At 65.3% G+C, this 26,205-nt stretch carries 27 protein-coding genes and 1 riboswitch; of the genes, 7 read left to right on the top strand and 20 right to left on the bottom strand.

Annotated features, from left to right (window positions below):
* Window positions 1-32: 32 nt before the first annotated feature.
* The 5 genes from thiC to priA form a co-directional block, all read right to left on the bottom strand.
* Complete coding sequence (gene thiC / locus SALLO_RS16830) at window positions 33-1,892, bottom strand: phosphomethylpyrimidine synthase ThiC (protein ID WP_051141449.1); 1,860 nt, start codon at window positions 1,890-1,892, stop codon at window positions 33-35.
* A gap of 180 nt (window positions 1,893-2,072) precedes the next feature.
* Window positions 2,073-2,172: riboswitch (TPP riboswitch) on the bottom strand.
* Window positions 2,173-2,433: 261 nt separating this feature from the next.
* Complete coding sequence (locus tag SALLO_RS0111455; RefSeq protein ID WP_157621427.1) at window positions 2,434-3,201, bottom strand: hypothetical protein; 768 nt, start codon at window positions 3,199-3,201, stop codon at window positions 2,434-2,436.
* A 12-nt stretch (window positions 3,202-3,213) separates the two neighbouring features.
* Entirely contained in the window at window positions 3,214-3,750 is a 537-nt protein-coding gene (locus SALLO_RS0111450; protein ID WP_022836442.1) for a hypothetical protein, read from the bottom strand.
* A 27-nt stretch (window positions 3,751-3,777) separates the two neighbouring features.
* Window positions 3,778-4,413: a sigma-70 family RNA polymerase sigma factor gene (locus tag SALLO_RS16825; RefSeq protein ID WP_228702808.1), complete on the bottom strand. Its 636-nt coding sequence runs from the start codon at window positions 4,411-4,413 to the stop codon at window positions 3,778-3,780.
* A gap of 79 nt (window positions 4,414-4,492) precedes the next feature.
* Window positions 4,493-6,946, bottom strand: coding sequence for a replication restart helicase PriA (priA, locus tag SALLO_RS0111440; RefSeq protein WP_022836440.1), 2,454 nt, complete (start codon window positions 6,944-6,946; stop codon window positions 4,493-4,495).
* A gap of 338 nt (window positions 6,947-7,284) precedes the next feature.
* On the opposite strand from priA, the gene SALLO_RS0111435 reads away from it, so the two are divergent.
* The 4 genes from SALLO_RS0111435 (at window position 7,285) to SALLO_RS0111420 (ending at window position 10,935) form a co-directional block, all read left to right on the top strand.
* Window positions 7,285-8,361, top strand: coding sequence for a YjbQ family protein (locus SALLO_RS0111435; protein WP_028567186.1), 1,077 nt, complete (start codon window positions 7,285-7,287; stop codon window positions 8,359-8,361).
* Window positions 8,362-8,471: 110 nt separating this feature from the next.
* Complete coding sequence (locus tag SALLO_RS16820; RefSeq protein WP_022836438.1) at window positions 8,472-9,404, top strand: N-acetylmuramoyl-L-alanine amidase-like domain-containing protein; 933 nt, start codon at window positions 8,472-8,474, stop codon at window positions 9,402-9,404.
* Between the two features lie 41 nt (window positions 9,405-9,445).
* Window positions 9,446-10,429, top strand: coding sequence for a 6-phosphofructokinase (gene pfkA, locus SALLO_RS0111425; RefSeq protein WP_022836437.1), 984 nt, complete (start codon window positions 9,446-9,448; stop codon window positions 10,427-10,429).
* A gap of 41 nt (window positions 10,430-10,470) precedes the next feature.
* Window positions 10,471-10,935 carry a hypothetical protein gene (locus SALLO_RS0111420; protein ID WP_022836436.1) on the top strand — a complete coding sequence of 155 codons (465 nt, stop codon included), beginning with the start codon at window positions 10,471-10,473 and terminating at the stop codon, window positions 10,933-10,935.
* On the opposite strand, the gene SALLO_RS17895 is transcribed toward SALLO_RS0111420, so the two are convergent.
* From SALLO_RS17895 to tenA, 3 genes are read right to left on the bottom strand one after another with little or no spacing between them, the layout of a single operon-like run.
* Window positions 10,932-11,702, bottom strand: a complete 771-nt coding sequence (locus SALLO_RS17895) for a lysophospholipid acyltransferase family protein (RefSeq protein ID WP_157621425.1) — start codon at window positions 11,700-11,702, stop codon at window positions 10,932-10,934. The two genes, SALLO_RS0111420 and SALLO_RS17895, sit on opposite strands and share 4 nt — an antisense overlap.
* Before the next feature lie 10 nt (window positions 11,703-11,712).
* Window positions 11,713-12,504: a GNAT family N-acetyltransferase gene (locus tag SALLO_RS0111410; RefSeq protein ID WP_022836434.1), complete on the bottom strand. Its 792-nt coding sequence runs from the start codon at window positions 12,502-12,504 to the stop codon at window positions 11,713-11,715.
* Window positions 12,505-12,534: 30 nt separating this feature from the next.
* Window positions 12,535-13,269: a thiaminase II gene (tenA, locus tag SALLO_RS0111405; RefSeq protein WP_022836433.1), complete on the bottom strand. Its 735-nt coding sequence runs from the start codon at window positions 13,267-13,269 to the stop codon at window positions 12,535-12,537.
* Between the two features lie 274 nt (window positions 13,270-13,543).
* On the opposite strand from tenA, the gene SALLO_RS0111400 reads away from it, so the two are divergent.
* The 3 genes from SALLO_RS0111400 to SALLO_RS0111390 all read left to right on the top strand — a co-directional run bounded on the left by SALLO_RS0111400 (window position 13,544) and on the right by SALLO_RS0111390 (window position 17,379).
* Complete coding sequence (locus SALLO_RS0111400; protein WP_022836432.1) at window positions 13,544-14,578, top strand: NAD(P)/FAD-dependent oxidoreductase; 1,035 nt, start codon at window positions 13,544-13,546, stop codon at window positions 14,576-14,578.
* 2 nt (window positions 14,579-14,580) lie between these two features.
* Window positions 14,581-16,248, top strand: a complete 1,668-nt coding sequence (locus tag SALLO_RS16810) for a DEDD exonuclease domain-containing protein (protein WP_051141375.1) — start codon at window positions 14,581-14,583, stop codon at window positions 16,246-16,248.
* A 150-nt stretch (window positions 16,249-16,398) separates the two neighbouring features.
* Window positions 16,399-17,379, top strand: a complete 981-nt coding sequence (locus SALLO_RS0111390; protein WP_022836430.1) for a lysylphosphatidylglycerol synthase domain-containing protein — start codon at window positions 16,399-16,401, stop codon at window positions 17,377-17,379.
* Window positions 17,380-17,382: 3 nt separating this feature from the next.
* Here SALLO_RS0111390 and SALLO_RS0111385 read toward each other — a convergent pair whose 3' ends face one another.
* From SALLO_RS0111385 to SALLO_RS16800, 12 genes are all read right to left on the bottom strand, one after another.
* The gene (locus SALLO_RS0111385; RefSeq protein WP_022836429.1) at window positions 17,383-18,192 is read right to left on the bottom strand and encodes a sugar phosphate isomerase/epimerase family protein; all 810 of its coding nucleotides are present in this window, start codon (window positions 18,190-18,192) and stop codon (window positions 17,383-17,385) included.
* A 25-nt stretch (window positions 18,193-18,217) separates the two neighbouring features.
* Entirely contained in the window at window positions 18,218-18,877 is a 660-nt protein-coding gene (locus tag SALLO_RS0111380) for a DUF4159 domain-containing protein (RefSeq protein ID WP_022836428.1), read from the bottom strand.
* Window positions 18,878-18,940: 63 nt separating this feature from the next.
* Window positions 18,941-19,849, bottom strand: a complete 909-nt coding sequence (gene dapA, locus SALLO_RS0111375; RefSeq protein ID WP_022836427.1) for a 4-hydroxy-tetrahydrodipicolinate synthase — start codon at window positions 19,847-19,849, stop codon at window positions 18,941-18,943.
* Window positions 19,850-19,870: 21 nt separating this feature from the next.
* Window positions 19,871-20,617: a 4-hydroxy-tetrahydrodipicolinate reductase gene (gene dapB / locus SALLO_RS0111370; protein WP_022836426.1), complete on the bottom strand. Its 747-nt coding sequence runs from the start codon at window positions 20,615-20,617 to the stop codon at window positions 19,871-19,873.
* Window positions 20,618-20,974: 357 nt separating this feature from the next.
* On the bottom strand, window positions 20,975-21,304 hold the full coding sequence (locus SALLO_RS0111365) for a hypothetical protein (protein WP_028567181.1): 330 nt from the start codon (window positions 21,302-21,304) through the stop codon (window positions 20,975-20,977).
* Window positions 21,305-21,459: 155 nt separating this feature from the next.
* Window positions 21,460-21,915, bottom strand: coding sequence for a hypothetical protein (locus SALLO_RS0111360; protein WP_157621421.1), 456 nt, complete (start codon window positions 21,913-21,915; stop codon window positions 21,460-21,462).
* Window positions 21,916-21,995: 80 nt separating this feature from the next.
* Complete coding sequence (locus tag SALLO_RS0111355) at window positions 21,996-22,565, bottom strand: hypothetical protein (RefSeq protein ID WP_022836423.1); 570 nt, start codon at window positions 22,563-22,565, stop codon at window positions 21,996-21,998.
* Between the two features lie 437 nt (window positions 22,566-23,002).
* Window positions 23,003-23,185: a putative toxin-antitoxin system toxin component, PIN family gene (locus tag SALLO_RS18975; RefSeq protein WP_084696270.1), complete on the bottom strand. Its 183-nt coding sequence runs from the start codon at window positions 23,183-23,185 to the stop codon at window positions 23,003-23,005.
* Window positions 23,186-23,427: 242 nt separating this feature from the next.
* Window positions 23,428-23,655, bottom strand: coding sequence for a hypothetical protein (locus tag SALLO_RS18275; RefSeq protein ID WP_084696269.1), 228 nt, complete (start codon window positions 23,653-23,655; stop codon window positions 23,428-23,430).
* Between the two features lie 256 nt (window positions 23,656-23,911).
* Window positions 23,912-24,313 carry a HEPN domain-containing protein gene (locus tag SALLO_RS16805; RefSeq protein ID WP_022836421.1) on the bottom strand — a complete coding sequence of 134 codons (402 nt, stop codon included), beginning with the start codon at window positions 24,311-24,313 and terminating at the stop codon, window positions 23,912-23,914.
* On the bottom strand, window positions 24,313-24,849 hold the full coding sequence (locus SALLO_RS0111340; RefSeq protein WP_022836420.1) for a macro domain-containing protein: 537 nt from the start codon (window positions 24,847-24,849) through the stop codon (window positions 24,313-24,315). The genes SALLO_RS16805 and SALLO_RS0111340 overlap by 1 nt, the downstream gene beginning before the upstream one ends.
* Window positions 24,850-24,904: 55 nt before the next feature.
* Window positions 24,905-26,155 carry a BamA/TamA family outer membrane protein gene (locus tag SALLO_RS16800; protein ID WP_022836419.1) on the bottom strand — a complete coding sequence of 417 codons (1,251 nt, stop codon included), beginning with the start codon at window positions 26,153-26,155 and terminating at the stop codon, window positions 24,905-24,907.
* Window positions 26,156-26,205 lie beyond the last annotated feature (50 nt).

The following is a 26,205-nucleotide window of genomic DNA, read 5'->3' as shown; positions in this document are numbered from 1 at the left end:
TGCGATGCAGTTCCGCGCGGAAAGGGCGCGGGCTACGCGTCGTCGTCGGTGGGCGCGTCGTCAGTGGGATAGAGCGCCCCGCCCTGTGCCCGAAAGGCTTCGGCCTTGGCATCCAGCCCGGCTTTCAGGGCATCATCGGGCGAAAGGTTGTGCGCTGCGGCGTATTCCCGAACGTCCTGCGTGATCTTCATCGAGCAGAACTTGGGGCCGCACATCGAGCAAAAGTGCGCGCCCTTGGCCGCATCGTTGGGCAGCGTCTCGTCGTGGTACGCACACGCGCGCTCCGGGTCGAGGCCCAGGTTGAACTGGTCGGTCCACCGAAACTCGAAGCGCGCCTTCGACAGCGCGTTGTCGCGGGCCTGCGCGCCGGGATGCCCCTTTGCAAGGTCGGCCGCGTGCGCCGCAATCTTGTACGTGATGACGCCCTCGCGCACGTCGTGCTTATCGGGCAAGCCCAGGTGCTCTTTGGGCGTCACGTAGCACAGCATCGCCGTGCCAAACCATCCAATCATGGCCGCGCCAATGCCGCTGGTGATGTGGTCGTAGCCCGGCGCGATATCCGTCGTCAGCGGCCCCAGCGTGTAAAACGGCGCCTCCTCGCACCACTCCTGTTGCTTCTGCACGTTCTCCTGAATCATGTGCATGGGCACGTGGCCCGGCCCCTCGTTCATCACCTGCACGTCGTACGTCCACGCCCGCTTGGTGAGCGCGCCCTGCACGCGCAGCTCGTCAAACTGCGGGGCGTCGTTGGCGTCGGCGATGGCCCCGGGGCGCAGCCCGTCGCCAATGGAGAGGGACACGTCGTAGGCCGCGCAGATTTCACAGATCTCGTCCCAGTGCGTGTACAGGAAATTCTCCTCGTGATGCGCCAGGCACCACTTGGCCATGATGGAGCCGCCCCGCGACACGATGCCCGTCACCCGCTGGGCCGTCTTCGGAATAAAACGCAGCAGCACGCCCGCATGGATCGTGAAGTAGTCCACGCCCTGCTCGGCCTGCTCGATGATCGTATCGCGAAAGAGCGCCCACGACAGGTCTTCCGGCGCGCCGCCCACTTTTTCCAGGGCCTGATACAGCGGCACCGTGCCCACCGGCACCGGACTGTTGCGCAGGATCCAGGCGCGCGTCTCGTGGATGTTGTCGCCCGTCGAGAGGTCCATGATGGTGTCGGCGCCCCAGCGCGTGGCCCACACCATCTTCTCCACCTCCTCGGCGATGGAACTGGTGACGGCCGAGTTGCCCATGTTGGCGTTCACCTTCACCAGGAAGTTGCGCCCAATGATCATGGGCTCCAGCTCGGGGTGGTTGATGTTGGCCGGGATGATGGCGCGCCCGCGGGCCACCTCGGCACGCACAAACTCGGGCGTGATGGGATCGGGGATGGCGGCGCCGTGGGGTGCTCCGTCGTGCTGCTTTAGGAGGTCGCGGCCGGCGGCGGTGTCGCGCAGTGCATCGCGGCGCTGGTTCTCGCGGATGGCGATAAACTCCATCTCGGGCGTGATGATGCCCTGCCGGGCGTAGTGCATCTGCGTTACGCGGTGCCCGGACTTCGCCCGGCGCGGCGCGCGCTGCGCCTCAAACCGCAACGGTTCGGTGGAGGGGTCGTTACGCCGCTCGGTGGCGTAGGCCGAGGTGGGGCCGTCGAGCAGCTCGGTGTCGCCGCGCGCCTCGATCCAGTCGGCACGGAGCGGTGCCAGGCCCTTGCGCACGTCAACGGTCACCGCCGGATCGGTGTAGGGGCCGCTCGTGTCGTACACGGTAAGCGTGGGGTTGGCCTGCGCGCCGAAGGACGCGGGCGTGTCGGATTGGTCGATGGCCCGCATGGGCACGCGCACGCCGGGCTGGGTGCCATCAACGTAGATCTTGCGCGAGCCGGGCAGCGGACGCGTCATCTCGTCGGCTACGCGGGCGGCCTCGGGGCCAACGGCTGTAGTGGGGGCGCCGGCAGACGAAGCGCGGGCGTCGGTGGGGGTGGAGGGGGGACGGGTAGGCATAAGGTGGCTTGCAGCGTTTAGGGAATACAAAACGATGCGAAACCAGCGGTGCGCCGTGCACCGGCATGCCCTACGGCACCCACAGTCGGGAAGCTTTCCTTCGCCGGTATGAACCGGATCAGGTTCGAAGGGTGTTTCTCAGTCTGGCGCAACGGCTCAGACACCCCTAGCTTCGCATGACCTCAAGCTAACGCGGCACCCGCGCAAATACAACCGGCGTCTGCGCTGCCGTGCGCCTTTTGGTCTTCCTGGAAGGGAGGCGTTAGGTTAACCTGGAACGGAGGGCGCAAGGTCATCCTGGAGGGGCACTCTCCGCAATCGATCGTTTACCTTCGCACATGGAGATTGCCACGTCACTCCCTACGGTCGTTCCTCGCGATGACAAGGAGACTGCTTTTTGTGTAAACTAAGCCGAGTGGCCGAACCCTCGACGCGCGGTTTATCGGCGCTCACGTGGCGGCGCGTCGGGCGCGTTGTACACAGGGCCCAACAGCTGCTCCAGGCGATGGTCAATCATCGCCTCCTTCATGGCTTCGCGGCGCTGTAGCTGGCGCTGCAACTCGGCCAGTTGCTGCTGGATCTGCTCGATCTCGCGGCGGCGGTTCGCCTGCTTCAGGGCGAAGATGTCCCGTAGCATCGCGCGCAGCGAGTCGATCTGCTGAGCCCGGGTAGGACTTGGGGCCATCAGGCGAATGGCGCGTGCGTATTCCAGCGCCTGGGCCTCCAGGCTCCGTTCACGCAACAGCTGTTGGTAGAGCGTCTGGCTCTTGCGCTGCATGGCCTGCAGATACGATTGCTGGGCGTTGGTGCCCACGCTGCGCGGGGCCACGGCCCGCTCCACCATCGATGGCCGCGGCGAACGCACGATGACGGCGGCCTCGTGCGCCCGCACCTGGGCTTCGGTGACTGGAATGAGGCGGCTGCCTACGGCATACAGGCGGCCGTCGAGCTCGACCACCGGCTGCTGGATGCCGACAAACTGGTAGTGGGCCTCGATGCCCTGAATGTTGAGCGAGTCGGGCAGCAGCGCGCTCGACACCGCGCGGCCGTCAACGTACACCACCCCGTTCTGGATGGTGAGCGTGCGCACGTTTGGGGCCGACGATTGTGCGTACGCGGTGGTGGAGAGGGCCACGCACAATGCCACGAGCGTAGCCGTACGCTGCACAGTAGACGAGAAGATCGACATAGCAGAAAGCTTCATCATGAGGTACAACAGTTACGGCGTCGTCGGCTGCATGGCAGGCTGAAACGGGGCCCACGCGGCGGCGCGACTGCGACGCTCAAGCTGTTGCGCCTGGTGGTAGAGGCGCTGCACCTCGCCGCTGGTGTCCCAGGCCGGAAGCGAAGCCTCAGTGGCTGGGGCGGGCGGCGTACTGGCGGTCATTCTCGCAGGCGGCGCCTCCGTCTCCCATTGCCACCAGCCTACGCCAAGCAGCAGGGCCAGGGCCGTTGCCGCCACCGTGGCGCGCATCCAGCGATGACGACGAGGCCGGGCGCGCTCGGTTGCGGGCCGTGCACGACGCGCCGCCGCCTGCCGGTCGCGCGCAACCGCCCCGGCACGCGCCACTACGTCATCGACCACCGACGGCGCCGGGCGGTGCTGTCCGCGCACGGCATCCAGATGGGCTTTCGTCTCCTGCATCGCCTCGTAGCGCGCCCGCAGGGCCGGATCGTCGGCTAGCGCATTGGCCAGGGCCTCGGGGCAGGCCGTCTCGTTGTACAATATGGGAAGCAGTTGTAGCTCTTTTTCCATCACGTCATGTAGCCAATCCAAAAGTAGTTAGTCTAGGCGCCCGGCCAGCGAAGACTGGCCCGCTCCTTCAATCATTTTCCGGAGGTTCTTCAGCGCATAGCGCATGCGGCCCAGCGCCGTATTGATCGACACGTCGGTCAGCTCGGCAATCTCCCGGAACGTCAGGTCGGTTTCCTGGCGCAGCAGGAGCACTTCGCGTTGCTCGGGGGCTAGGTCTTGGATGTACGCATCCAATAGCTCGCGCTGCTGCCTCCGGTGCAGGGCTTCATCGGCCGCGGGCTCATCCGTTTCGAGGGTATCCCAGAAGGATCGCTCGTCGGGGGCGCGGTCGTCAACATCCGCCCACTTTTTCTGCTTGCGCAGGTGGTCGATGGTGGTGTTGTGGGCAATGCGCATCACCCAGCTCTTCCACTGGCCCTGGCGGTTGTACGACCCGCGGCGGCCGTTCATGGCGTCGATGACGCGCACAAACGTCTCCTGAAACAGGTCGTTGGCCACGGCGCGGTTTTTCACCATGCCCATGATGTATCCAAAAATTTGATTCTGGTACCGCTCCACCAGCTGACGAAAGGCCTGGTCATCGGCCTCGTCGAGGTAAGCAGCTACCAGCGCTTCGTCGCTGGGCGTGTCCGGCATCCGGGAAGAGACTGCGTGGCGAGCCATCGATCGAGTGCCTCGGGTGGGTGTAACGGAGGCAGGCGGTGGATTAGTATACGCGGGGCGCGGCCGCAAAGATCGCCGGTTATAGCAGGTTGTACGCATCCACGTCGATGCTTACGTGGTATCCGTTGCCGGGCGCCCCGCAGGCGTCGCGGGCCTGTTGCAAGGCCTGCTGCAGCGGAGGGTGGCGCCGCGCCTTTAGGATGATACGGTAGCGGTGTTGGCGCTTGACGCGCTGGATAAACGCGGGCTCGGGGCCCAAAACGGTAATGGCCTCGTGGGTGCAGAGGGCATCAACCCACGTGTTGGCCAAGCGCTCCACCCGCTGCTCGCGCGGCCCCCGCACCTCAACGCTGGCCACCGATCCAAACGGGGGGTAGTTGAATTGCTGCCGCTCCTGCAGGGCGTGCGCCGCAAAGGCCTCGTAGTCGTGCGCCTGGGCGCATTGGATGGCCACGTGCTTGGGCGTGCGCGTTTGAAGCAGGACCTCTCCGGCCCGTTCGGCGCGGCCCGCGCGGCCCGCCACCTGCGTGAGCAGCTGAAACGTCGTCTCCTCGGCCCGGAAGTCGGGGAAGCGCAGGCCCACATCGGCATCCACAATGCCCACCAGCGTAACGCGCGGAAAGTCGAGCCCCTTGGCAATCATCTGCGTACCCAGCAAAATGTCGCCGCCGGTGCGAAAGGCTTCCAGGATTTGGTGGTGGCCGTGCTTACCGCTCGTGGTGTCGCGGTCCATGCGCAGCACCGTAGCCGCCGGAAAGTGGCGTTTGAGGGCCTCTTCGATGCGCTGTGTGCCCTGCCCGAGGCGCGCGAGGGCCTCCGAGCCGCAGGTGGGACACCGCGCCGGCATGCGCTGGGCGCGCCCGCAGTAGTGACAGCGCAACTGGCGCTTGTGCTTGTGGTACGTGAGCGACACCGAGCATGCCGTGCACTCCGGCGCCCAGCCGCAATCCTCGCACTCAATCACCGGCGCAAAGCCGCGGCGGTTGTGCAGCACAATGACCTGCTCGTCGCGGTCTAGCCGCGTCGCGATGGCCTCGCGCAGCGGCGCCGAAAGGCCCTCGTCGAGCGTGCGCTTTTTGCGCTCCTTCGTCAGATCGATGACGCGCACCGGGGGCAGCTGTGCCGTGCGGCCGGCCGCGTTGGGCACACGCTCGGGAAGCGACAGCCGCGTGTACTTGCCCCATTCGGCGTTCATGTGGCTCTCCAGACTGGGCGTGGCCGAGCCCAGGATGCACACGGCGTCGTTTTGGTGGGCGCGCATGACGGCCACGTCGCGGGCATGGTAGCGCGGGGCCGGATCGAACTGCTTGTACGACGTCTCATGCTCCTCGTCGACCACGATCAGGCCCAGATTGTCGAGCGGCGCCAGCACGGCCGACCGCGGGCCGATCACCACCGAGCGACGGCCCGCGCGCAGCGCCCGCCAGGTGTCGTAGCGCTCCCCAGCGCTCATCTGCGAGTGCAGCACCGCCACGTCGTCGCCCACGTGCGCCCGAAAGCGCTGCACCGTTTGCGGCGTGAGGGCAATTTCGGGCACAAGGATGATGGCCGTGCGCCCGGCGGCCCGCGTGGCCTTGAGGGCGCGCAGGTACACCTCCGTTTTGCCGCTGCCGGTAACGCCGTGCAGCAGAAACGTCTCGTAGCGCGCATCCGCTGCAGCATCCGCTAGCGCCTCGACGGCCGCCTGCTGGTGTGCGTTGAGGGTATGATTGGGCGCGGGCGGCGGGGCGGGCAGGGCGTCGAGCGCCGAGCGGTGCACCGGCTGCTCGACCAGCTCCACCACGCCTTTATCGGCCAGGTTGCGCACGGTGCTGTACGACGCATCGGCGCGCTCCATGATGGTGGTGCGCAGGGGCAACGCCGGCGCCTCCCAGGCCGCGAGGGCCCGCACCACGGCCTGCTGCTTCGCCCCGCGCAGGTCGTCCAAGAGCGCGGCAAGCGCCTCGTCGGTTTGGTACGCCTCGGCCAGTTGGAGGTGCGTCTCGGTGCGTATCGTAACGTTGGGCTCGGACAGCGTGGTGGTGAGCGTGAGCAGCCCGTCGTCGGCCAGTTGCCGGAATAATGCCAGCGGAATCGTTTCGTTGACGCGCCGCCGCAGCGCGCGCACGGTAGTATCGGGATGCGCCGCCAGGTCGCGCAGCACCGCCTGGGCCCGCGCGTGCCCCGTCCAGCCGGTCGCCGGCGCCTCGGTGCGGCGCACGCGGCGCTGCGTGCGCACGTTGGTGCCCGACGGCAGGGCCGCCTTCAGCACAACGCCCCAGCTGCACACGTAGTAGCGCGCCATCCATCGGGTCAGCCGCAACAGCTCCTCCGACACGGCCGGGGTGTCATCCAGCACATCGGCGATGGGCTTCACCGCAAAGTCGAGCGTGTCCGGCGCGGGCCCTTCTCCTACAATGACGCCGGTGATGGTGCGCGATCGGAACGGCACCACCACCCGGCACCCCACGCGGGCGTCGGCCGTGAGCGCGTCGGGCACGCCGTAGGTAAAGGTGCCTTGCAGGGGGAGAAGCGGTGCAACGTTAACGGTCACAAACGGCAGAGGAATTAAGCGAAACGGCTACGCGCACCCCTCCCAACTTCTAACCCAAAGGCGATGATTCGCCCGCGGCGCTCCTGCCGCTGCTCTGTGCGGAGCGACCCGATGGGGCGATTTGTTACGTTTCGGTCGCGGGCGCGCAACGCATACGTTACATTGAGGAATCGCAATTTACGATGCTATCGAAGAGGTTACAGCGTATGCCAAGTGGAACTGCCCAAACCATTGCCTGTACATCGGACGGATCTGATTTTTCTACGTCGGCAGGTATTCCACGCCATTTTCTGTCGACCGGCGTACTTCCAACGGCCGTGCTGCCAGCCCGCAAACCCATGACGACCACCGCGCCTCATACACTTACGCTCCAGCTGCAGCCGCAGCAGCGCATCGACGTGATCGATGTGAACAAGCACGTGGAAGCCCACGCTGATGGTTTCCTGGAGACCTACGCACACGCGCTGTACTGCTCGCATCACACCACAGCGGGCTTCCTGGAGGAGACCATTTGCAAGCGGCTGGAGTGCCGCGACGGCATCCACGATTTCCTGGAGCCCTTTCAGGAAATCTTCCCCTTCGGCGCCGACTATCAGCACGATCAGATGCACCGCCGGACCGAGCTGAGTCCGGAGCAGCGCAAAACCGAACCCCGCAACGCCGACTCGCACCTTACCTTTATTGGGTCGGGGCTGGAAAATTGCGTGACGTACCCCAGCAGTCCGCAGCGGCCGGTCTTCTTCATCGACCTCGACGGCATCAACAAGGACAATGCGGCGGTACGCAACCGGCGCGCTACCGTGATTGGCTACAATACCGAGGAGGTGGTGCACGAAACCACCATTTCGGTGCCCGTCTCGCAACATCCCATTGACTCGGTGAGCTTGCGCGACCCGCGGCTCGGCGTTTTCGATGAGCTGCACGAGCTGATTGCCGCGCACGACATCACGCAAGGACGCGTGACGCTGGCCCTTCCGCGAGACGAGCAGCACGCGGGCCTTACGGTGAACGAGTACGAGACGCTGCTCATGAAGGAGGATCTGGCGCGTGTGCTGCGCGATCCGCTGCGCTTCATGGCGCGCAAGGGCCGCAGTGCGCTGCGCGACCCGCGCTCGGTGCCCGACAAGATGAAGAACTACGCGAAGTACGACCTCGTCCGTCTCGTAAACCGCGTCCTCGACACGCTGGGCCTCAGCGAGTCGCTCGTGGAGCGCGTCATTGACCGGTGCATGGCCTTTCCGGCCGAGCGCTTCCTGCGGATGAAGCGCCGCGTGAACCTGCTTGTCAACGAAGATCCGGCGAACGGCGAAGGCACCATCGTGCAGGGCCGCTACCAAAGCCCCATCTTGGTGCAGTGGCGCAACGAAACCGCCCAAGCCCGCGAAGTCACCGTCCGCCTTACGCGGTTTGCGTAACGGCTGTGCTGTTCGCGCAGGGGACGCGTGCCGGGCGCCGATCGGGGGAAACGTTTGGCCGCATCAGCGTACGAAACGGCCCTTTCCCACCCAACAACGGACGGACTGCCATGACGCTGTGTGCGGCGCTGCTCTGCACTTTTCTTCTTTTGGTTGGCTGCGCCACCCCCGACGATAGGCCGCGCGCGCCCGCCTCTTCGTCTGTCCCCCCTGCAGCATCCGGCCCCACGGCGCTGCCCGACTCGCTGCTCACCCCGCCCGACCCCGCCACGGCGGCGCGCTTCGACACCCTCATGGCGTACGCCCGCGCGGCAGATCTGCACACCGAGCCGGTGGGCCGCATCATGCAAGCCCTGGGCGTGCGCTTTAAGGGCGCGCCGTACCTGGCGGGCACCCTCGATGCGCCGCCGCGCGAGACGCTGGTTGTGCGCCTCGATGGCTTCGACTGCGTGACCTACATCGAAACGCTGCTGGCCATAGCGCAGGGCATAGCCCGGCAAGACTACCGCTACGCATCGTTTGCGCGCCGGCTGGCGGCCGGGCGCTACCGCAGCGGCCGCATGAACGGCTACTGCAGCCGCCTGCACTACTTCTCGGACTGGCTGCGCGACAACGCGGGCCGCGACCGCGTGCAGCCCCTCACGCAAGCCCTGGGCGGGCGCGTGCTGAAAGACTCGCTCACGTTTATGAGCGCGCACCGGTCGGCCTACGACAAATTTGCTACCAACGACAGCCTGTACGCGTGCATCCAGGCGATGGAGGCGCGCCTTGCGGGGCAGCCCATCTACTACGTCCCAGAGGATTCGATTCGGGCGGTGTATCCCAAGCTGAAGGCCGGAGACATTGTGGGCTTCGCGACGGACCTGAAGGGCCTCGACATGACGCACACGGGCCTCGTGTACCGGTTCGATGACGGCCGTGTGGGCCTGCTGCATGCCTCCACGACGGGCGGCGTGGAGGTTTTGCCCGATCTTCAACGCTACGTCCAACGGATCGACACGCAAATCGGTATTGTGGTAGCGCGGCCGCGCCCCGGTGCGTAGCCCCCTCCGATACTCCCCGAATCGATTGCAACGAGCCCCTCATGCAAGACATCGAACGGATCGGCGTGTACACCAGCGGCGGCGACGCTCCGGGCATGAATGCCTGCGTGCGCGCCGTGGTACGGGCCGCCGTGGCCAACGACCTGGAGGTCATGGGCATCCGGCGTGGCTACGAAGGAATGATCGAGGACGACTTTGTAGAGATGGACCGCCGCTCGGTGTCTAACATCTTGCAGAGCGGGGGCACCGTACTCAAGAGCGCCCGCTCGGAGGTCTTTCGTACCCCGGAGGGCCGCGAAAAAGCGGCAGCCAACCTACAAAAGTATGGCATCAGCGCGCTTGTGGCTGTGGGCGGCGACGGCACCTTCCGTGGCGCCTCGAAGCTGCACGAGGAGCACGGCATCGCCGTGGTGGGCTGTCCCGGCACCATCGACAACGACCTGTTTGGAACCGACGCAACCATCGGCTTTGATACGGCGCTGAACACGGCGCTGGAAAATATCGACCGGATCCGCGACACCGCCGACGCCCACAACCGCCTGTTCCTGGTGGAAGTGATGGGCCGCGATGCGGGCTTCATTGCGCTGCACAGCGGCATTGGCGGCGGGGCCGAGCTCGTCCTCATCCCCGAGACGATCACGGAGATGGACATGATTAAGGAGCGCATCCTCTCGCTCATGTCGGCGCAGCGGCGCTCCACCATCGTCATCGTGGCCGAGGGCGACGAGTTTGGCGGGGCCCGCGGCATTGAACAGGCGCTCCGCGAAGATTCCGACTTTGCCGACATTGACCTGCGCGCTACCATCCTGGGCCACACGCAACGCGGGGGCTCGCCGTCGGCCAGCGACCGCGTACTGGCCAGCCGGCTGGGCGTGGCCGCAGTAGAGGCGCTTGTCGACGGACACGCCGATGTAATGGTGGGCGTCGTGAACGGCGAAACAAAGCTGACGCCCCTCCGCAACGTGTACAGCCGCAAAAAGTCGATCGACTACGACCTGCTGAAGCTTACGCAGGTGCTAAGCTAACCGCGCTTCCGCCCGACGCCCTCCATCAACCGCAAGCGGCTATGTCCTGGACGCACGCAGCGCTCCATCGTGCAGGCTTACTTGCGCTTCTGCTGGTGGCCTACCTGTATGCGTGGACGCCGCTGCGCCACGCCGTCACCGCGCACGTGGCGCGGCCGCTGCTTGTACGGGCCGCTGGCGACTACGCCCTGGTAAGCGCTCCGCCCGGACGCCTGATCTTTGAGGCACCACACGCGCCAGCGGTTTCGTTCACCATGATCGGCGGCATCCTGCTGCTCCTGCCGGCGGCGCTGCTCCTCGTGGGCTGGCCGCACCGGCTGTACTGGCTGTACGTGGCCCTCTTTCACCTGGGGTTTGCCGGCGTGCTCATCGGGGCGGCTGCCCTCGCCGTGGCCGGCGCACCGGCCGGCCGCCTGCTCGATGACTTTTTGCGCACGCTGGTGCTGCGGGCCGTTGCCATTGGCGCGCCCATCGCGGCGTGGCTCGCGCATCGCCAAACCAGCTAGGAAGGAACCGGGGCATCGACCGGCACGAAGGCCTCGCGCACGCTGGCCTCCAGGGTTTGGGCAAGCATCTTTCGGTCGTCGGTAGCGTTCGGGGCTTTCTGGAAGGTGACCGTCGCCTGCACGCGCGGCAACTGCAGCAGGCCCCACCCGTGCGGCGCAAACGCCATGTCGCCCCACCAGCACACCGCATCGCTCGCGGGCGGCGCACCCTCGGGCGTGTCGTAGTGGATGGTGGCCACCTGCACGGGTTGCGTAGACGCGGCGATGGGGGCCAGGAGCGATGCCTTAAACGGTAGCACGCGGTCGCCCGCCGTGGTGGTCGCTTCCGGAAAGATCGCGATGCCCGCGCCGCGGTCGAGGGCGTCCTCCAGCAACCGGTTGATGCGCAGCACGTCGCGCCGGGCCTCGCGGTCGATGAAGAGCGTGCCGCCGATGATGGCCAAAAAGCCCAGCACCGGCCACGAGCGCACCTCCGCCTTGGCCACAAAGGCCGTGGGCGTTAGCCCCTGCAGCACAAACACATCGACGTAGCTGAGGTGGTTGGAGACCAAAAAGAAGGGCGGTGTGGGCACCGCGCCGCGCACTCGTATCCGCACGCCCGCCAAGAAGATAAGGCCGCGGGCCCACCACGACACCGAGCGGTCGCGCCACGAATAGCTGAACGGCAGGCCGCCCCAGCGCTCGTGCCCCCACACCAGGGCGTTGCCCGACAGCACCGGCACGAGCATCAGGAGCGTCCACCCGATGATGCCAAGCAGGCGGCGCACGGCGCGCGCTTTACCGATCGTACCCAAAGAAACGGGCGGCGGAGTCGCTGAGGGCGTTGATGTCGAAGAAGGCAAGGAAGTCGATGGTTTTGAATGCACGGTCGATAGCGGGCGAGCTGCAGATGCGCGTTCCCATGCGCAGGTAGACGCGCATCAGGCGTGGGATGGCAGAGGCATCGGCGGCGGACGGCGCGTCGTCACCGGCCAGTACACACGCGTGCCCCGGTTGGGGCGGCGCATGAAGCGTTGGATGGACCACACCTTCGTTCTGGAGATAGCGGTGCAGCGCCACCCCAACGGCAGGGTCCTGACTGTCTACCGAGCAGCAGCCGAAGAGGTAGCGCGCCTCGTGATGGGCCAGGTAGGCCCCAATGCCGCGCCACAGCAGGTTTAACACGGGCAGCGCCCGGTGGTCGCGGGCAATGCAGGCCCGGCCCACTTCCACCGCCTGCTGCTGGACCGCCAGCGGCCAACTGCTCAAATCGAACAGCGACGTGCTGTACCAGCCGTTGCCCGCTTGCGCCATGGCATGCGTTTGCATCCGGTAGGTGCCCACCACCGATTGCGTAGGGCTGTGTTGCACGATGAGGTGATGGCAGGCCGGGTCGTACGCATCGGCGTCACGCCCCGCGGGGCCGGCGGCAAGGCCCTGCGCTTTTTCCATGTTGAAGACCTGGTACCGCAGGCACTGCGCGGCCCGTATGGCGCGGACGGTGCGCGCAAAAAAAGCTTCGTACGCGCCGCTCGCAAAGGTCTCATCGGGGATTGAGGCGGCACGGGATTGCTCGGAAGCCGCAACCATGGCAATGGAAAGACGAGGAAAAAGCTATCGTTATACCGGCCACGCCTGCTGCGTCCACGCTTGCTCCCAGAACATCCACTCGTAGCGCACACTGGTTCGGAACGCCGCAACCGCTCGCTGCCGGGCCGCATCATCGGCCGCCTCGGCAAAGCGCTGCAGGCGCGTCAGCAGGTGGTCCATGTATTCGTTGAACGACGGGTCGCGGTAGGTGGCCAGCCAGTCGGCGTACGGGTGGTCGTCGGGAATCTCGGGAAGCACGCGTGCCAGCCGCTGGCCCAGGTCGACGTACAGCCACGGACACGGCGTAAGGGCCGCGGTGGCTTCCACCAACGAAGCCGTTTGCGCCTGACGGATCATGTGATCTTGGTAGGCCCGGTTGTTGGGCGTGAGCGTAAGGGTGCGAATGTCGTCGGGCGTGTAGCCCAACGTGGCACCATATTCCGCGTGCAATTCGCGTTCCACCACCAGGGCCAGGCGCGCCGCGTCGATAAACCACTCTTTGTCTGCAGGGCGCGGGCACCGTGTGGCGATGAGCGCCGCGGCGTCGGCAAAGGCTTCGAGGTAGCGGGCATCCTGCATCTGGTAAAATCGAAACCGGTCGGTCGCCAGCGAGCCTTCGGCCAGCGCTTGCACGAACGGATGGCCAAACGCGGCGCCCCATGCGTCGTGCGCCGCCTCCATACAGCGAACGGCAAACGGGGGCACCGCAAAGGGATACGCGTCGAGCGGGGTGGGCGCTTCGAGGGCGTCGGCAGATACAGACATGGCAGAACGTAGGATTGTGCACGGAAGCAGGACGGCTGGCCGTGCTGCGGGCCGAAGCGCGACGCCTACGCACCACGTCGCTTGGCTTTCCTTCGCCGGCATAATCCGGAGCAGGTTCGGGAGTATGTTCTCAGCGCTGCGCGCGGCGCAGGCACCTCCAGCCACGTGTAGAATAGTGGTTACGCACGTGGGTTGCAAGGGCCACTGGTTGGAACGCGCGCGGGCCGCGAACAATTTCAGCACCGCGTCACAATCCACCATCAACTGCTTGTTTATGGCCCATTTTGCCATTGTAGGCGCCGGGGCTGCTGGGTTGGCCGCGGCGTTTGCGCTCCAGCCGCAACCTATCAACTGCACGATCTTTGAGAAGAGCCGCGGCTACACCGGCCGGGCAGCAACGCGCGGCCGGCGCGAGGTGCGCTACGACCATGGGGCGAACTACATCAAGCCCACGTCGCCGCGCGTGCGGCGCCTCATCACCGAGGTGCTCCCCACCGATCAGCTGGAAGACATCGACGGGGCCATCTGGACCTTCGACCAAGACGGCACGCTGGCGCCGGGCGAAGACCGCAACGAGCCGCAGTGGACGTACCGCTCGGGCATCAGCACGCTGGGCAAGCTGCTCGTGCGCACCGGGCAGCTGACGGTGGAAACCGAGACGCGCATCGAGCGGCTCGACCGGCGCCGCGATGGCTGGCGCCTGATCGACGACGAGCACTCTTCGTACGGGCCGTTCGACGGCGTCCTCCTCACGCCGCCCGCCCCCCAAACGGCCGACCTGCTGGCCGCCAGCGCCCTGCCCGATGCCTTTAAGAACGCCTACGATGCACTGAGCGCGGTGGCGTACGATCCGCAGTTTAGCTACGTGCTGGGCTACGACCGCCGCCTGAAACGCCCCGGCGACTTCTACGCCGCCGTAAACACCGACAAGGCCCACGACGTGGCCTGGATTGCGTACGAGAACGACAAGCCCGGCCACGTGCCCAGCGGCCACAGCACCCTCGTGATACAGATGGCCCCGCACTGGACGACGCAGCGCGTTGACAGCGATCCGGACGACTTCTTCTCTGATGCCAAGGAAAAAGCGGCCGACGTGCTGGGCATCGATCTGCGCCGCCCGGCCTGGTACGACACGCAACGCTGGCGCTACGCGCTGCCCACCGCTGCGGCGGATCGCTCCACGCTGCACGGCTACGCCAGCGACGGCCTCTTCTTTGCGGGCGACTATGTGGCCGGCAAAGGCCGTGTGGGGCTGGCCCTCGACACGGGCTTCGACGCAGCGCTCCGCATCACCGACGCGCTCTCATGAGCATGCCCCTCGCTGACACTACGTTCGTCGTCACCGACACCGAGACGACGGGCACCAAAACGCCCACCGACCGAATCATCGAAATCGGCGCGGTGAAGCTCCGCGGCTCCACCATCGTCGACCGCTTTCAGCAGCTCATCAATCCCCAGCGCAGCATCCCGCGGCGCATCACGCGGCTCACCGGCATCAGCACGGGGATGGTTGTCGATGCGCCGCCAATGGACGACGTGCTGCCGGACTTTCTCGACTTTCTGGGCGACGGCGTGTTCGTGGCCCACAACCTGCCGTTCGATGAGCGCTTCGTGAACGCGGCCTGCTCACGCCTCGGGTACGATCCGCTGGCTAACGAGGGCCTGTGCACGCTGCGGCTCGCCCGTCGCCTGCTGCCCGGCCTGCGCAAGCGCGGGCTGTCGCGGCTGATCGACTTCTACGGCATCACCATCAACGGACGGCACCGCGCCCTGGGCGATGCCGAAGCCACTGCGGTGGTGCTCCAACGCTTTTTGAGCCAGCTCGCGTTTGAGCATGAGGTGGATACGACGAAGGAGCTCTTGGCCTTTCAGCACCGCAGCTACAAAACCGTGCGCTCGGCGCCCAAGCACCTGGAGCGCCTACGGACGGAGGTGCTCCCGGATGTACCCGACGCGCCCGGCGTGTATCGCATGACGCGAGCCAACGGCGAGGTGCTCTACATTGGCAAGGCCAAACGGCTGGCGCGGCGCGTGCGCAGCTACTTCACCGGCATTGAAAGCCACACGCCGCGGCGGCGTAAGCTCATGAAGCACATGCGCCGCCTGGAGTGGACCCCCACCGACACCGAGCTGGAGGCGCTGCTGCTGGAGTCGCGCCTCATCAAGCGCCACAAACCCCGCTACAACCGGGCGCAGCGACGCTACCGCAGCCGTCCGTTTTTGCGCCTGTCGACCGAGGAAGCCTTTCCGCGCCTGGGCTGGGAACGCACCCTGCACGATGACGCCGCCGAGTACTACGGTCCGCTGCGCAATGTGGAGCAGGCCGAACGCATCATCGAGCGCATCGGGCAGCAGCACCGCCTGCGCACCTGCGACAACGACACGCTGCGCCTGGGCCAGCGCTGCCTCTACGCCGACATGGACCGCTGCACGGCGCCGTGCGAAAACGACGACGAGACGCGCTATGCGCACGCCGTGGCCAACGTGCAAGCCGTGCTCACCGGCCGCGACCGTTCCATCCTCGACCACTTGCAGCAGCGCATGGCGCAAGCCTCCGAGCAGCTTGCTTTTGAGCAGGCCGCGGCGTTCCGCGACGATCACGCGCTGTTTGAGCGCTTCCTCGACCGCCAGGCCGCCCTGCAAGCGCCCGTGCGTCAGCAGCATGCGGTGGTGCTCTACCGGCCGCCGCACGCGGAAGGTCACACCCTTTTGCTCATCCGCCACGGCCGCTTTGTGGCCAGCCTGACCGGCGTTTCCAACAACGGATCCTCGATGCAACGCCTCACGCGCGCGCTCACCCCGCACTTTGCCCCCGATGTAGAGGCGCCCGCGGGGCTCTCGAAGCGAGCGGTGGACGAGATGCGGCTGCTTGCGCACTGGCTGTACGGCCACCGCGAGGCCATCCACGTGGTGCGCTGGAACGCGTCGGCGCCCGGGGCTTTCGCGGGCCGCGTGTTGGACGCACTGGACGCTGCCTGATGCGCCTTCGCAGCAAGCTGTTTGGCCACGCATTTTGGCGGCGCGCTCGCAAGGTTTTTGTAGTATCGCGTAATGTTGTCGCCCGTGGCGGAACCCAACGCCGTACGGCGCAATGCAAGTGCTCGTCCCTCATCGCCTGTGCGCATGCCTATGCCTTCTCGTGCAGCCCTCCGCAAATACCTGCCGCCCCTTCTTGGGCTGGTGCTCTTTGGTGCTGCCGCATGGTTTATTTACCACGAGGTGCGGGGCTTTCCGTACTACGAAGTAGGCGACTATCTTTCGCGCCTGCCCTTGCTCAACATCGGGTGGGGCATCGTGCTCACGGCCCTCAACTTCGTCATCCTCTCGGGCTACGATGTCCTCGCGCTCCGCTTTGCCCATCGCCGCCTGGCGTACCGGCGCGTGCTGCTGGCGTCGTTCATCGGCTACAGTTTTAGCCACGCCTTAGGGGGGGCGCTGGTTACCGGCGGCTCGGTGCGGTACCGGCTGTACTCGGAATGGGATGTGGACCCCTACACGATTGCCACAACGGTCGTGTTTGGCGGCGTTTCGTTCTGGATTGGGCTGCTGAGCATTGGCAGCCTGCTCCTGTTTATGGAGCCGCCGGCCCTGGTGGGCGCGCTTGAGATGAAGCAGCACGCCTGGATGGTGGGCATCCTTATCGGATTGCCGGTGGTGGCCTACGTGGTGACCGCGGCGGTTCGCTCGCGCCCTGTACGGCTGATGGGCACCGTCCTCCCCATGCCCAAGCTCTGGATGATTCCTGTGCAGGTGGGCCTGGCCGCACTGGAGCTGATGGTTACGGCGGCGGTGCTTTACATCTTGCTGCCCACCAGCGCTTCCATTCCCTTCTTTTACGTGGTGGGCGCGTTTGTACTGGCCCTTAGCGCAGGCGTACTGAGTCAGATTCCGGGCGGGTTGGGCGTGTTTGACGGCCTCCTGCTTCTCCTCTTGCAGCCGTATCTGGAAACTTCGACCATCGCGGGGGTGCTGCTGGCCTTTCGTGGTATCTTTCACTTGCTGCCCTTGGTGATCAGCGCCCTGATGCTGGGGCTGTACGAGGCGCTGCAATGGAGCGATGAGACCTCTTCGCCGATCAGCGAGTGGTCGACCTCAACGGAGGATGCCTAGCCCTTACCCGGCCGAGGAGGCGGCCGCCTGATGCACGCTGCGGATGTGACGGATGAGGGTGGCAGCATCGCGGACGCCGGCTTTGGGACGCGGCTCCGTGTACACTTCCAGGCTTAGGGGGCCGCGGAAGCCAAGGGCGTCGAGGAGCTGAAGCTGTTCGGACCAGTCGATCATTCCTTCGGTGAGCAGCGTGTCGGTCCAGTGCCCGTCTTCGGTGATCGTGCCGTTGCTGCACCGCACCAGGCTAATGCGCTCGCCCAGCGCCATGATGCCTTCGGCGGGATCTTCGCCGGCCCGCACGGCGGCCGCGGGGTCCCACACGGCGCGCACATTGGATCGGTCGATGGCGATAAGCAGATCGGCGAGGGCGGCGCCCGTCGGGCATCCGGTGGCGGGACCGTGCGCAAGGGCCAGGTGCACGTCGTGCCCGGCGGCCCGGTCACTGGCGCGGCGCAGCGCCTCGGCCATGGCGTCCACATCGGCCGTGGGCGTGGCCGCAAACGGCGGAATGACGATGCGCGGGCACCCGAGGCGCTCGGCAAAGCGCAGCGCCTCGTCCAGCCGAATCAGGTCGTTCATCCACGCGGCCCGCGCGGCCACGGGCCCCTCAAACAAGCTGGGGTTGATGGCGGCGACGAGCACGTGCCGGTCGCGCAGCTGCTCCACCACCTTCTTCTCGTTGACCTCCGGCACGCGATCCTCCGGCCCGCCCACGGTACGCAGCTCAATGCCTTCCAGCCCCCACAGGTTGGTGTAGTGCAGGGCGCGGTGCAGGTTGGGCGTAACGGTGTCGGTGAGCCAAACGGGAATCATGCAGGCAAGCTATAAGCAAAAAACGTCAGTGGGTAAGCGCATACGTTAGAATGTTCGTTCCCATGCGCAGTGCCGTGCGGCGCACATCGGGCGGATCGTGGTGCACGCTGGGCGCCTCCCACCCGTCGCTGATGTTGGTTTCGTACGTGTAGTACACCGCCAGGCGCCCCTCCACAAAGAGGCCGAAGCCCTGTGGCGCTTTGCCATCGTGCGCGTGGATCTTGGGCGGGCCGCCGCTGAACGAAAACGGCGTCTGGTAGATGGGATGGTCGAACGGCACCTCTTGCAGCGCGCGCTCGGGAAAGACCTTCTGCAGCTCGCGCCGGATGTGCTTATCCAGGCCGTAATCGTCGTCGACGTACAGGAAGCCGCCGCCCATCAGATAGCGCCGCAGGGTGCGTGCTTCTTCTGCACTGAACACCACATTCCCGTGGCCCGACAAGAAGAGCACGGGGTAGCGGAACAGGTCGCTGCCGGAGAGCTCCACCACGGCGGGCTCGGTAGCGATGGGAATGGCCGTTTGCTGCCGCACAAACTGCAGCAGGTTCGGGAGGGGCGTTTTGGCTTGGTACCAGTCGCCGCCGCCGTCGTACTTCACCGCGGCAACGGTAAACGGCGCGGCGCCACTGCCGCTACCAAGCGCCACCAGCGCACAGAGCAGCCCGATGCGAAGCAAGCGTAGCATAGCGATACAACACGGAAGAAAGCGGAACGCGGATGGCGTTGTACGCCCGAGGCGGACGCAAGATCACGCCGGGCGGTCGAGCGCCAGGAACGGAGCGAAGGCATCCAGGATGCGCCCCCGGAGCGCCGCGTTGGGGGCGAGCGGCTCCAGCGGCAACCGCACGCGGTCGGCCATGGCGCCGGTGGCCGCGAGCACCGTTTTTACGGGCACGGGATTGGTTTCCAGGAAGCACGCCCGCATGGCCGGCAGCAACGCCTCGTGCTGGGTGCGCGCCGCATCGAAGCGTCCGTTGAGGGCAGCGGCAACCATGGCGCAGAAGTCGTCGGGCACGGCGTTGGCCACCACCGAGACGACGCCGTCGGCCCCAAGCGCGGCCAGCGGGAGGAAGATTTCGTCGTCGCCCGCGTACACCGCAAACCCATCGGGGCGCCCCGCCAGGATGTCGCCAATTTGGGCCAGGTTGCCCGAGGCCTCCTTCACGCCCACCACCGTCTCTACCGTGGTGGCCAGCTTGAGCGTCGTGTCGGCACTGATGTTGAAGCTGGTGCGGCCCGGTACGTTGTACAGTAGGATGGGCAGCGGCGTGGCCTCGGCGATGGCCCGCACGTGGGCCTGAAAGCTAGCCTGCGAGGGTTTGTTGTAGTAGGGGCCCACCACCAGCAGCCCGTCAGCACCAGCGGCGGCGGCTTCTTCGGAGAAGCGGATGCTTTGGGCGGTGTTGTTCGTCCCGGTGCCCACAATCACCGGCACGCGCCCGGCGGTGTGCGCCACGGCGGCGTCCACGAGCGTCGCCCGTTCGGCATCGGTCACGGTCGGATTTTCGCCCGTGGTGCCCAGCACCACCAGCGCCGACACGCCGCCGTCGATTTGCGTGTCGATGAGGCGCCGAAACGCCGCGAGGTCGAGCGCGCCGTCAGCGGTGAACGGCGTCACGAGGGCCGGGGCCGCGCCCCGAAACAGAAGATCAGACATAAGGCAAGAGGAAGCTTGGAATCAGTCGGTGGGCGCTAGCCAGTCGTCGAGCACGTCGTCGAGCGTAAACACGCCGGTGCGGCCCTGCACCCACTCCGCACAGCGAAGCGCGCCAAAGGCGAACCCGGTGCGGCCCTTCGCGCGGTGCGAGAGCTCCAGGCGGTCGTGCGCGCCGTCGAACCCGACGGTGTGTTCGCCAAACGTGGTGCCCACGCGGGTCGACGACACGTGCAGCGCGGCCGGATCGATCCGTTCGTGCTGCGCCTCGGGGGTGGCGTGCGTCTTCCGGTCGAGCGCCGCCAGCACATCTTCGGCCAGCATCTCCGCCGTGCCGCTGGGGCTGTCGACCTTTTGGTTGTGGTGCGTCTCGTGGACGAACGCGTCGTAGTCGGGCAGCGCGTTGAGGAGGGGGAGGGCGCCGGCCAGGGCGCGGCGCAGCACCGCGATGCCAAGCGAGAAGTTGGCCGCGTAGAGGAGCGTGCCGTCGTGGGCCGTGAACCAGTCGTGCACCGTGGCGCGCGCGTCGTACCAGCCGGTGGTGCCCATGACGGCCGGCACCTGCCAGCGGGCGTAGCGCTTGAGGTGCGCGAGGGCCACATCGGGCAGCGAGAAGTCGATGACAGCGTCGACGCCCGCGAGGGCCGCGGGGGCCGCGTCGGTGAGCGGGCGGTCGGTGTTGAAGCGGGCGGCGATGGTATGGCCGCGATCGGGCGCGAGCGCCGCGACGGCCTGGCCCATCTGGCCGGTTCCAACAAGCGCGAGGGTCATGGGCACACAAGCATACGAACAAACACATGGACGTGTGTGCTATGAGCGGGCGGCGGTGTTGGTTGCACCCGCTGCGCCATAGAAACGAGCTACTCTTTCGTCTTTAGACGGGCTTTCAGCTGCGCCACATTCTCACGGATCTGATCCAGTGCCTTTTTCTTTCCTTCCGCCTACCGACCAATGGCGATTCCAAGCCCCATGAGCAGCGACGCGACCGATCCACCCGGTGGGCCGTGCGTAGTGCCGCTTATCATCCCCCGACCGTACACCCACCGTGAAAAGTGCGCACTGCCCCCATCCACCACAATGTAAAGGTCTCTGCGAGGATACTGCGTGCGTAGTAGTTCGTCGGACCCGCTACAGGAGGCCGACAATCCATTGCAATACATCGGGACGAAGTAGCGTCGCGAGTATCGCTACACCACTGCCCACAGCAAGTCCATACACCACATCTGCTCGACCAATGTCCGACCACCCCTTTCTGAATCCCCGGTTCAAAAGGATAAAGGCAACCATGCTAACGCCCATGGCCACCGGATGATTGGTGGACAGATCGTCTGCGCCAAGTTGGTAAGCCAGGGCTTTAAACCCCATCATTACCACCACCGCAACCGCAACAGACAAGGCCCAAAGGCCCGCCGAGCGCGCGAACGAATCCTTGGTCTCCTTAGTCGCTGCATCGTTCATCTCAACCTGTACAGCCCTTGACCTTTTTACAAAATACATCAAAGGATAAACAACCCATGACCTAAAAGTCAACGCATTGGCCTGGCAGCACGCAGGTTGGCTTGCTGCCCATCTTTCCTCGACAGGTCTGCCGGTTGCCGCGGCGCGGCTTCGCCTCATGCGTTTGCTTTGACGACAAACACCTCCGACCGGACATTTTTCGACGGCTCGGCATCCGGGCTCGTCTCGTATGACAGATGTACCCGGTAGCGCCCTTCCTCGCTTATGCGCACGGTAAAGCGGAAGGTGGCGCCAGGAGCGACTCGTTTGTCCTCCCAACCCAATACCGCCGGACACAGTACGACGCTGTGGGTTTTCCACGTTGCGCGCACCCGTCGCTCTACGCTGTAGGACAAGTTGGGGCCGCAGGTTGGGAGGAAGAGCGCTTGCGGCGATTTGTTGGTCACAACCAGCGTAACCTCCGCTACGGGATTGAGCGTGTATTGCGCTTGCTCGGAGACGACGGTGAGGGCTTCCTCGATGTCGGGCGCGCCCGTCACGTCACAGCCCCAGAGCACAAGGGGCAGGAGCAGAATCAGTGCAACCTTTCGGATGCTGCGTTGGACACTCATGATGCCGTAGAAGCTTTGAAGATGACGCGGCAAATGGCGGCACGCCGTCTATGCGGCCATCAGATGGTTTGCCGGTTCTGTCAGAATGTATACGTTCCGACAATGCCAAATACCAGCGCGTGGTACTGTTCGTTATATTGCGTATTAATACTAGTATCAGACCTCTCCATGAACGTAGCCCTGTACTCCATCGCAAGTCCAAGTGCCCATCGATCATTTACCCGGTACTGCGGCGTGAGCCCGACCCAGAACCCGCCGCCGTTTAGTGTGGCGACATATTTTTCGGGTCTTACGACGTCGTTCACGAATACGAACCGCGTGTAGCTTCCGCCCACGGCGGGGATGATCGCGATGCGATCGCTGACCTTCCATTGGTAGGCCAGTCCAACGCGCGGGGTATAGATGTTCGCGTTTGTACCCGCGCGGTCCCAATGCAACCGGTTGTACTGGAGCCCAAGACGAAGCGCAAAACGTCCGCCGATCGGCTGTCCCATCGTGACGCTACCGCCGACGACACCGTCGTACTGGGAAAGAAACGTATTGCCAATTGGAAGCGGATAGCTTGCTTCAAGCGATAGGGTGCGGTGTTGGGCGCACACCGGGGCGGCCCAGCAAAGGCCAACGACAAGGAGAAGGGAGAGGTATCTCATGCTGCAACTGTTTGATCTGTTCAACTACCAACGAGTGCAAGGGCTAGATAACGCCGCAGCTCAGGCGTTCATCATTTTTACCATACAAAAGCTGCAGCAAAGACGCCACCTTCAGACGTGATTGATACAGAAAACCGTCTTTCTGCTTTCATTACAAAGCATGAAGCGTAGCGCGCGTTGCCAGCGCGATTGGATGCAATCAGAACGGCCCGGTCCGTTGTCAGCTGTAGCGCAGTTTTACCGCCACGAGAGGTGTAGGCCAGCGACCTGTCACGTAGCGGCTCTGCTCTTCCTGCGCTCCGGGTCTGTCACCACTGCCAGAGACTCGCAGGTCGCACTCTTGCACCGCCACTGGTTGATAAATCGATGCGGCCGAAACAGTGCCGGATGCCCCCTCGCACTGACGTATCCCCGGACGCTTATTCAGTCACGGGGAATTATCGCGCTTCGTTCTCCAATGGAGGAAATGCTTCAACAAATGCTCTTGGCCTCGCAATACGTACACCTCGAAATGGATCAAGGACCAAAAGATTGTTGTCTCCACTGATGATCACTTCTGCACCGCCAGCAAGAGCCAGCTCCAGGAACTTATCGTCATCTGGATCGCGGCTCGCTTCTATTGTTTGTGACCGCTACAAATTGTGCTTCTCGATGCAATAACTCTTCAAATTCTTCTCGCTCACCTACGCTGAGATACGCCTCGAATTTTTCGCGTCCGGCCACGTCGTCGAACGCGCCTACGACCTCATCCGAGATCAAAAGCTGATAGTAATCCAACGCTTTGTCAAACGCTCTACGTGGGACAGAGGTGCTAATCAGGAGAGCACTAATAAGACTGTTGGTGTCGAAAACGCACGGAGGTCTATCCTTCATTCAGAAGTGAATCCAAGATTTCAGGAGTAAGTCCACGCTGTTTTGCTCGTCGACTGATCTCGTCCATATACGTTTTCAGGGACACCTGAGAGCGTGTAGCGCTGCGGAGCTTTAGGTTGAGCAGCGAATCGATCTTGCGACGTTCTTCCTCAGAAGCGGCCCGATAGGCTTGTGCAGCCTTGGCATCTACTCGGATGGTAATCTGGTCGGTCTTCATGAGATCCACCGTTCTTATGGTCGAGGTTTTTAGACAACGACTGCTCGCAGGTCGAGTTCGCGTGAAGCGGTCGAACGCTGCCGGATCGATTGCCTCAAATCTGAAAAAGCAAAAGAGGCGCTGCTGTAAGTAACTGACGTCAGACCGACACGGCCCGCACCGTGGCATCAGTGAGCGAATTTGTACGGACGAGCGGTCTGCCAGCCTTTTCCCTTAAGACCAAAGCGCAATGTCAAGTATGCCGGGCAAGGTCTTTTTAGTCCCTGTCGGCAGACGACACGTGTAACTGCTCGGCCGCCCACGCGAAGACGTCGTGGGCATGGCTCACCCGTGCGCGGGCCGCGGCCGCCGGAACGCCGTCGGTCCAGGTATCGGCGTAGAGCGCGGGCAGGCCGCCCCGCGCAAGGGCGTCCAGGGCCTCCTCCACCAAGGCGGGCACCGGCCCCGGCACATCCTCCCGCAGGACCGGCAGATGGTGCGTCACCGGCGGCGTCCCCCCGTGGCGCGCCTGCCACACGGCCTTCATGGCCCTCTCGGCGGCCAGGTGGGCCAGCACGGCGGCATGCCGCGCAAAACCGCCCGTCAGCAAGTGCTCGGCGGCGCGCAGGTCGGTGGTGGCCTGGGCCATCCAGTCGTCGGGAGAGCGCGGGGTGGGCATCACACGTCGATCAGGGTTTTTAACGCACGTTCGTGGATGCGCAGCGCGCGGTCGTCGTACAGCACGAAGCGAACGTACGTAACGACGTCCAGCGTAGGAGCCTCGTCCAGCACGGCTTGCAACGCGACGCGCGCGGCGTCCTCCATCGGATAGCCAAAGGCGCCCGTCGACAGCGCGGGCGTAGCGAGGCGCGCAATGCCTTCACCTTCGGCACAAGCCAGTACGTTGCGGTAGGCCGTAGCTAGCAATTCGTCGGAGGGCGTATCGCGGCCGTACACCGGCCCCAGGGCGTGGATGACAACGTCGTTGGGCAGGTTGTGCCCGCTCGTCACCACGGCCTCACCCGGCGCAAGGGGCGCCAGCGGAGCCGCCTCCTCGGCCAGTCCCGGACCCGCGGCGCGGTGCAGCGCGCCCGCCACCCCGCCGCCCGACCGCAGTTGCGCGTTGGCGGCATTCACCACCGCGGTCACATCGGCCTGATGGGCAATGTCGCCGGTGCGCACGTCGATCGTTACGTCGTGCGTGGTGTGCGTCATGGATCGGCTGAAGGCATCTCCGGGGGCTGTGCACGGCCCTGCACGACCCATCCGCCTAAAAGTTCGGGGCGATGCGCAGGCCAATAGATGGTCGGTAGCCCTCGCCGTTTACGTTGCGCAGGGGCCAGGCCACCTCCAGGCGCAGCTGGCGGTCGTCGAGGCCAATGCCAAACCCAGCGGAGGGCAGCACGTCGGCAGCGGCAAACCGCACGCCGGGCGCGCCCACCCAGCCCGCATCGGCAAAGAGCGAGAGGAAGACATCATCGAACGGATCGATCAGCGTGGCGTCGCGCATCAGCACGCTCACGGTGCCCACAAGGGCTTGCGTGCCGCGAAAGGCGTTCTGCGGATAGCCGCGCATCGTACCGCGTCCGCCCAGGGCAAACTGTCGTTGGATGGGCGTGCCAGCGGTGCCGTAGCCCCCGCGCAGACGCATGAGCAGCCGGGTGGCGTCCGATGTGCGCAGGTAGGCGCGGGCATCGGCGCGGTAGCGATTGAACGAGAAGTCGCCGCCCACGCCCTGTCCAAGTTCAGCCGTTACCCGCAGCGCGTGCCCCGTGGGAAGCGACGCACGGTTGCGCACGCGTCCGGTGGTGGCGGCAAGCACTACGGCGTGCAATTGCCCCGGTGCGATGGCCGGGTTGGGCCGGAAGCGATCGCCAAAGACCGACCAGTCGGTGCCTTGCGGCAACGAGCGATGCACGGCCGCCTCGAAGCCTCCGCTCAAGACCAGCGCGGGCCCCAGGCGCTGCATGGCATACGCCCGCACGCCCTGCGCCTCGTAGTAGTCGAAGGCGTCGTATCCCGCGACGAGGGCCGCGAGCGAGTTCTCCACCCAGGCGCTTTTCCAGGCGTCGATGGTGTGCGTGTTTTCGTGATAGAAGGCGCCGAGCTTGAGCCCCGACGCGCGCGTTTCGTACACGCGCACCTCGCCGCCCACGGCATAGCGGATGTCGCGCAGCGCGGTGGCGTAGCCGACCTGGCCGAACACTTTTGCGTGCCGGCTGCCGTGCCAGTTCAGCGGATCGCGGTGCAGGCCCACCACCAGCCCCTCGGCGCGGTTGTAGCGCACCGGCGGCACGTCGAGATACAGCGGCGACGCGGTGCGGAAGGGCGACGCGGCGTGGGTGTAGCCGACCGACGCCCCGGCATACGCGGGCCACGGCGGCGGATCGAACAGGGGGCGCACCGGCTCAACGGGATGCGTTGCGGCCGTGGGATCTGTCGAATCGGGCGGGGTCAGGGCGCGGGCTGCGGCGGGCGCGAGGCTCCACCCCAGAAGCAGCAAGAGGCACAGGATACGCATGGCAAGCAGCGGTAGATGAATCGAAGGATCGTTCTACGGGTACAGACGCC

Origin of the sequence: Salisaeta longa DSM 21114 (genome assembly GCF_000419585.1) — a bacterium.
In the GTDB taxonomy this organism is placed as follows: domain Bacteria; phylum Bacteroidota; class Rhodothermia; order Rhodothermales; family Salinibacteraceae; genus Salisaeta; species Salisaeta longa.
This window is presented reverse-complemented; position numbering and strand designations above follow the sequence as displayed.

Excerpts from the sequence above, each read along its gene's own strand:
- thiC (WP_051141449.1), bottom strand. The coding sequence starts at position 1,892 with ATGACGCGTCCGCTGCCCGGCTCGCGCAAGATCTACGTTGATGGCACC.
- SALLO_RS0111455 (WP_157621427.1), bottom strand. The coding sequence starts at position 3,201 with ATGATGAAGCTTTCTGCTATGTCGATCTTCTCGTCTACTGTGCAGCGT.
- SALLO_RS0111450 (WP_022836442.1), bottom strand. The coding sequence starts at position 3,750 with ATGGAAAAAGAGCTACAACTGCTTCCCATATTGTACAACGAGACGGCC.
- SALLO_RS16825 (WP_228702808.1), bottom strand. The coding sequence starts at position 4,413 with ATGGCTCGCCACGCAGTCTCTTCCCGGATGCCGGACACGCCCAGCGAC.
- SALLO_RS0111435 (WP_028567186.1), top strand. The coding sequence starts at position 7,285 with ATGACGACCACCGCGCCTCATACACTTACGCTCCAGCTGCAGCCGCAG.
- SALLO_RS16820 (WP_022836438.1), top strand. The coding sequence starts at position 8,472 with ATGACGCTGTGTGCGGCGCTGCTCTGCACTTTTCTTCTTTTGGTTGGC.
- pfkA (WP_022836437.1), top strand. The coding sequence starts at position 9,446 with ATGCAAGACATCGAACGGATCGGCGTGTACACCAGCGGCGGCGACGCT.
- SALLO_RS0111420 (WP_022836436.1), top strand. The coding sequence starts at position 10,471 with ATGTCCTGGACGCACGCAGCGCTCCATCGTGCAGGCTTACTTGCGCTT.
- SALLO_RS0111410 (WP_022836434.1), bottom strand. The coding sequence starts at position 12,504 with ATGGTTGCGGCTTCCGAGCAATCCCGTGCCGCCTCAATCCCCGATGAG.
- tenA (WP_022836433.1), bottom strand. The coding sequence starts at position 13,269 with ATGTCTGTATCTGCCGACGCCCTCGAAGCGCCCACCCCGCTCGACGCG.
- SALLO_RS0111400 (WP_022836432.1), top strand. The coding sequence starts at position 13,544 with ATGGCCCATTTTGCCATTGTAGGCGCCGGGGCTGCTGGGTTGGCCGCG.
- SALLO_RS16810 (WP_051141375.1), top strand. The coding sequence starts at position 14,581 with ATGCCCCTCGCTGACACTACGTTCGTCGTCACCGACACCGAGACGACG.
- SALLO_RS0111390 (WP_022836430.1), top strand. The coding sequence starts at position 16,399 with ATGCCTTCTCGTGCAGCCCTCCGCAAATACCTGCCGCCCCTTCTTGGG.
- SALLO_RS0111385 (WP_022836429.1), bottom strand. The coding sequence starts at position 18,192 with ATGATTCCCGTTTGGCTCACCGACACCGTTACGCCCAACCTGCACCGC.
- SALLO_RS0111380 (WP_022836428.1), bottom strand. The coding sequence starts at position 18,877 with ATGCTACGCTTGCTTCGCATCGGGCTGCTCTGTGCGCTGGTGGCGCTT.
- dapA (WP_022836427.1), bottom strand. The coding sequence starts at position 19,849 with ATGTCTGATCTTCTGTTTCGGGGCGCGGCCCCGGCCCTCGTGACGCCG.
- dapB (WP_022836426.1), bottom strand. The coding sequence starts at position 20,617 with ATGACCCTCGCGCTTGTTGGAACCGGCCAGATGGGCCAGGCCGTCGCG.
- SALLO_RS0111365 (WP_028567181.1), bottom strand. The coding sequence starts at position 21,304 with ATGAACGATGCAGCGACTAAGGAGACCAAGGATTCGTTCGCGCGCTCG.
- SALLO_RS0111360 (WP_157621421.1), bottom strand. The coding sequence starts at position 21,915 with ATGAGTGTCCAACGCAGCATCCGAAAGGTTGCACTGATTCTGCTCCTG.
- SALLO_RS0111355 (WP_022836423.1), bottom strand. The coding sequence starts at position 22,565 with ATGAGATACCTCTCCCTTCTCCTTGTCGTTGGCCTTTGCTGGGCCGCC.
- SALLO_RS18275 (WP_084696269.1), bottom strand. The coding sequence starts at position 23,655 with ATGAAGACCGACCAGATTACCATCCGAGTAGATGCCAAGGCTGCACAA.
- SALLO_RS16805 (WP_022836421.1), bottom strand. The coding sequence starts at position 24,313 with ATGCCCACCCCGCGCTCTCCCGACGACTGGATGGCCCAGGCCACCACC.
- SALLO_RS0111340 (WP_022836420.1), bottom strand. The coding sequence starts at position 24,849 with ATGACGCACACCACGCACGACGTAACGATCGACGTGCGCACCGGCGAC.
- SALLO_RS16800 (WP_022836419.1), bottom strand. The coding sequence starts at position 26,155 with ATGCGTATCCTGTGCCTCTTGCTGCTTCTGGGGTGGAGCCTCGCGCCC.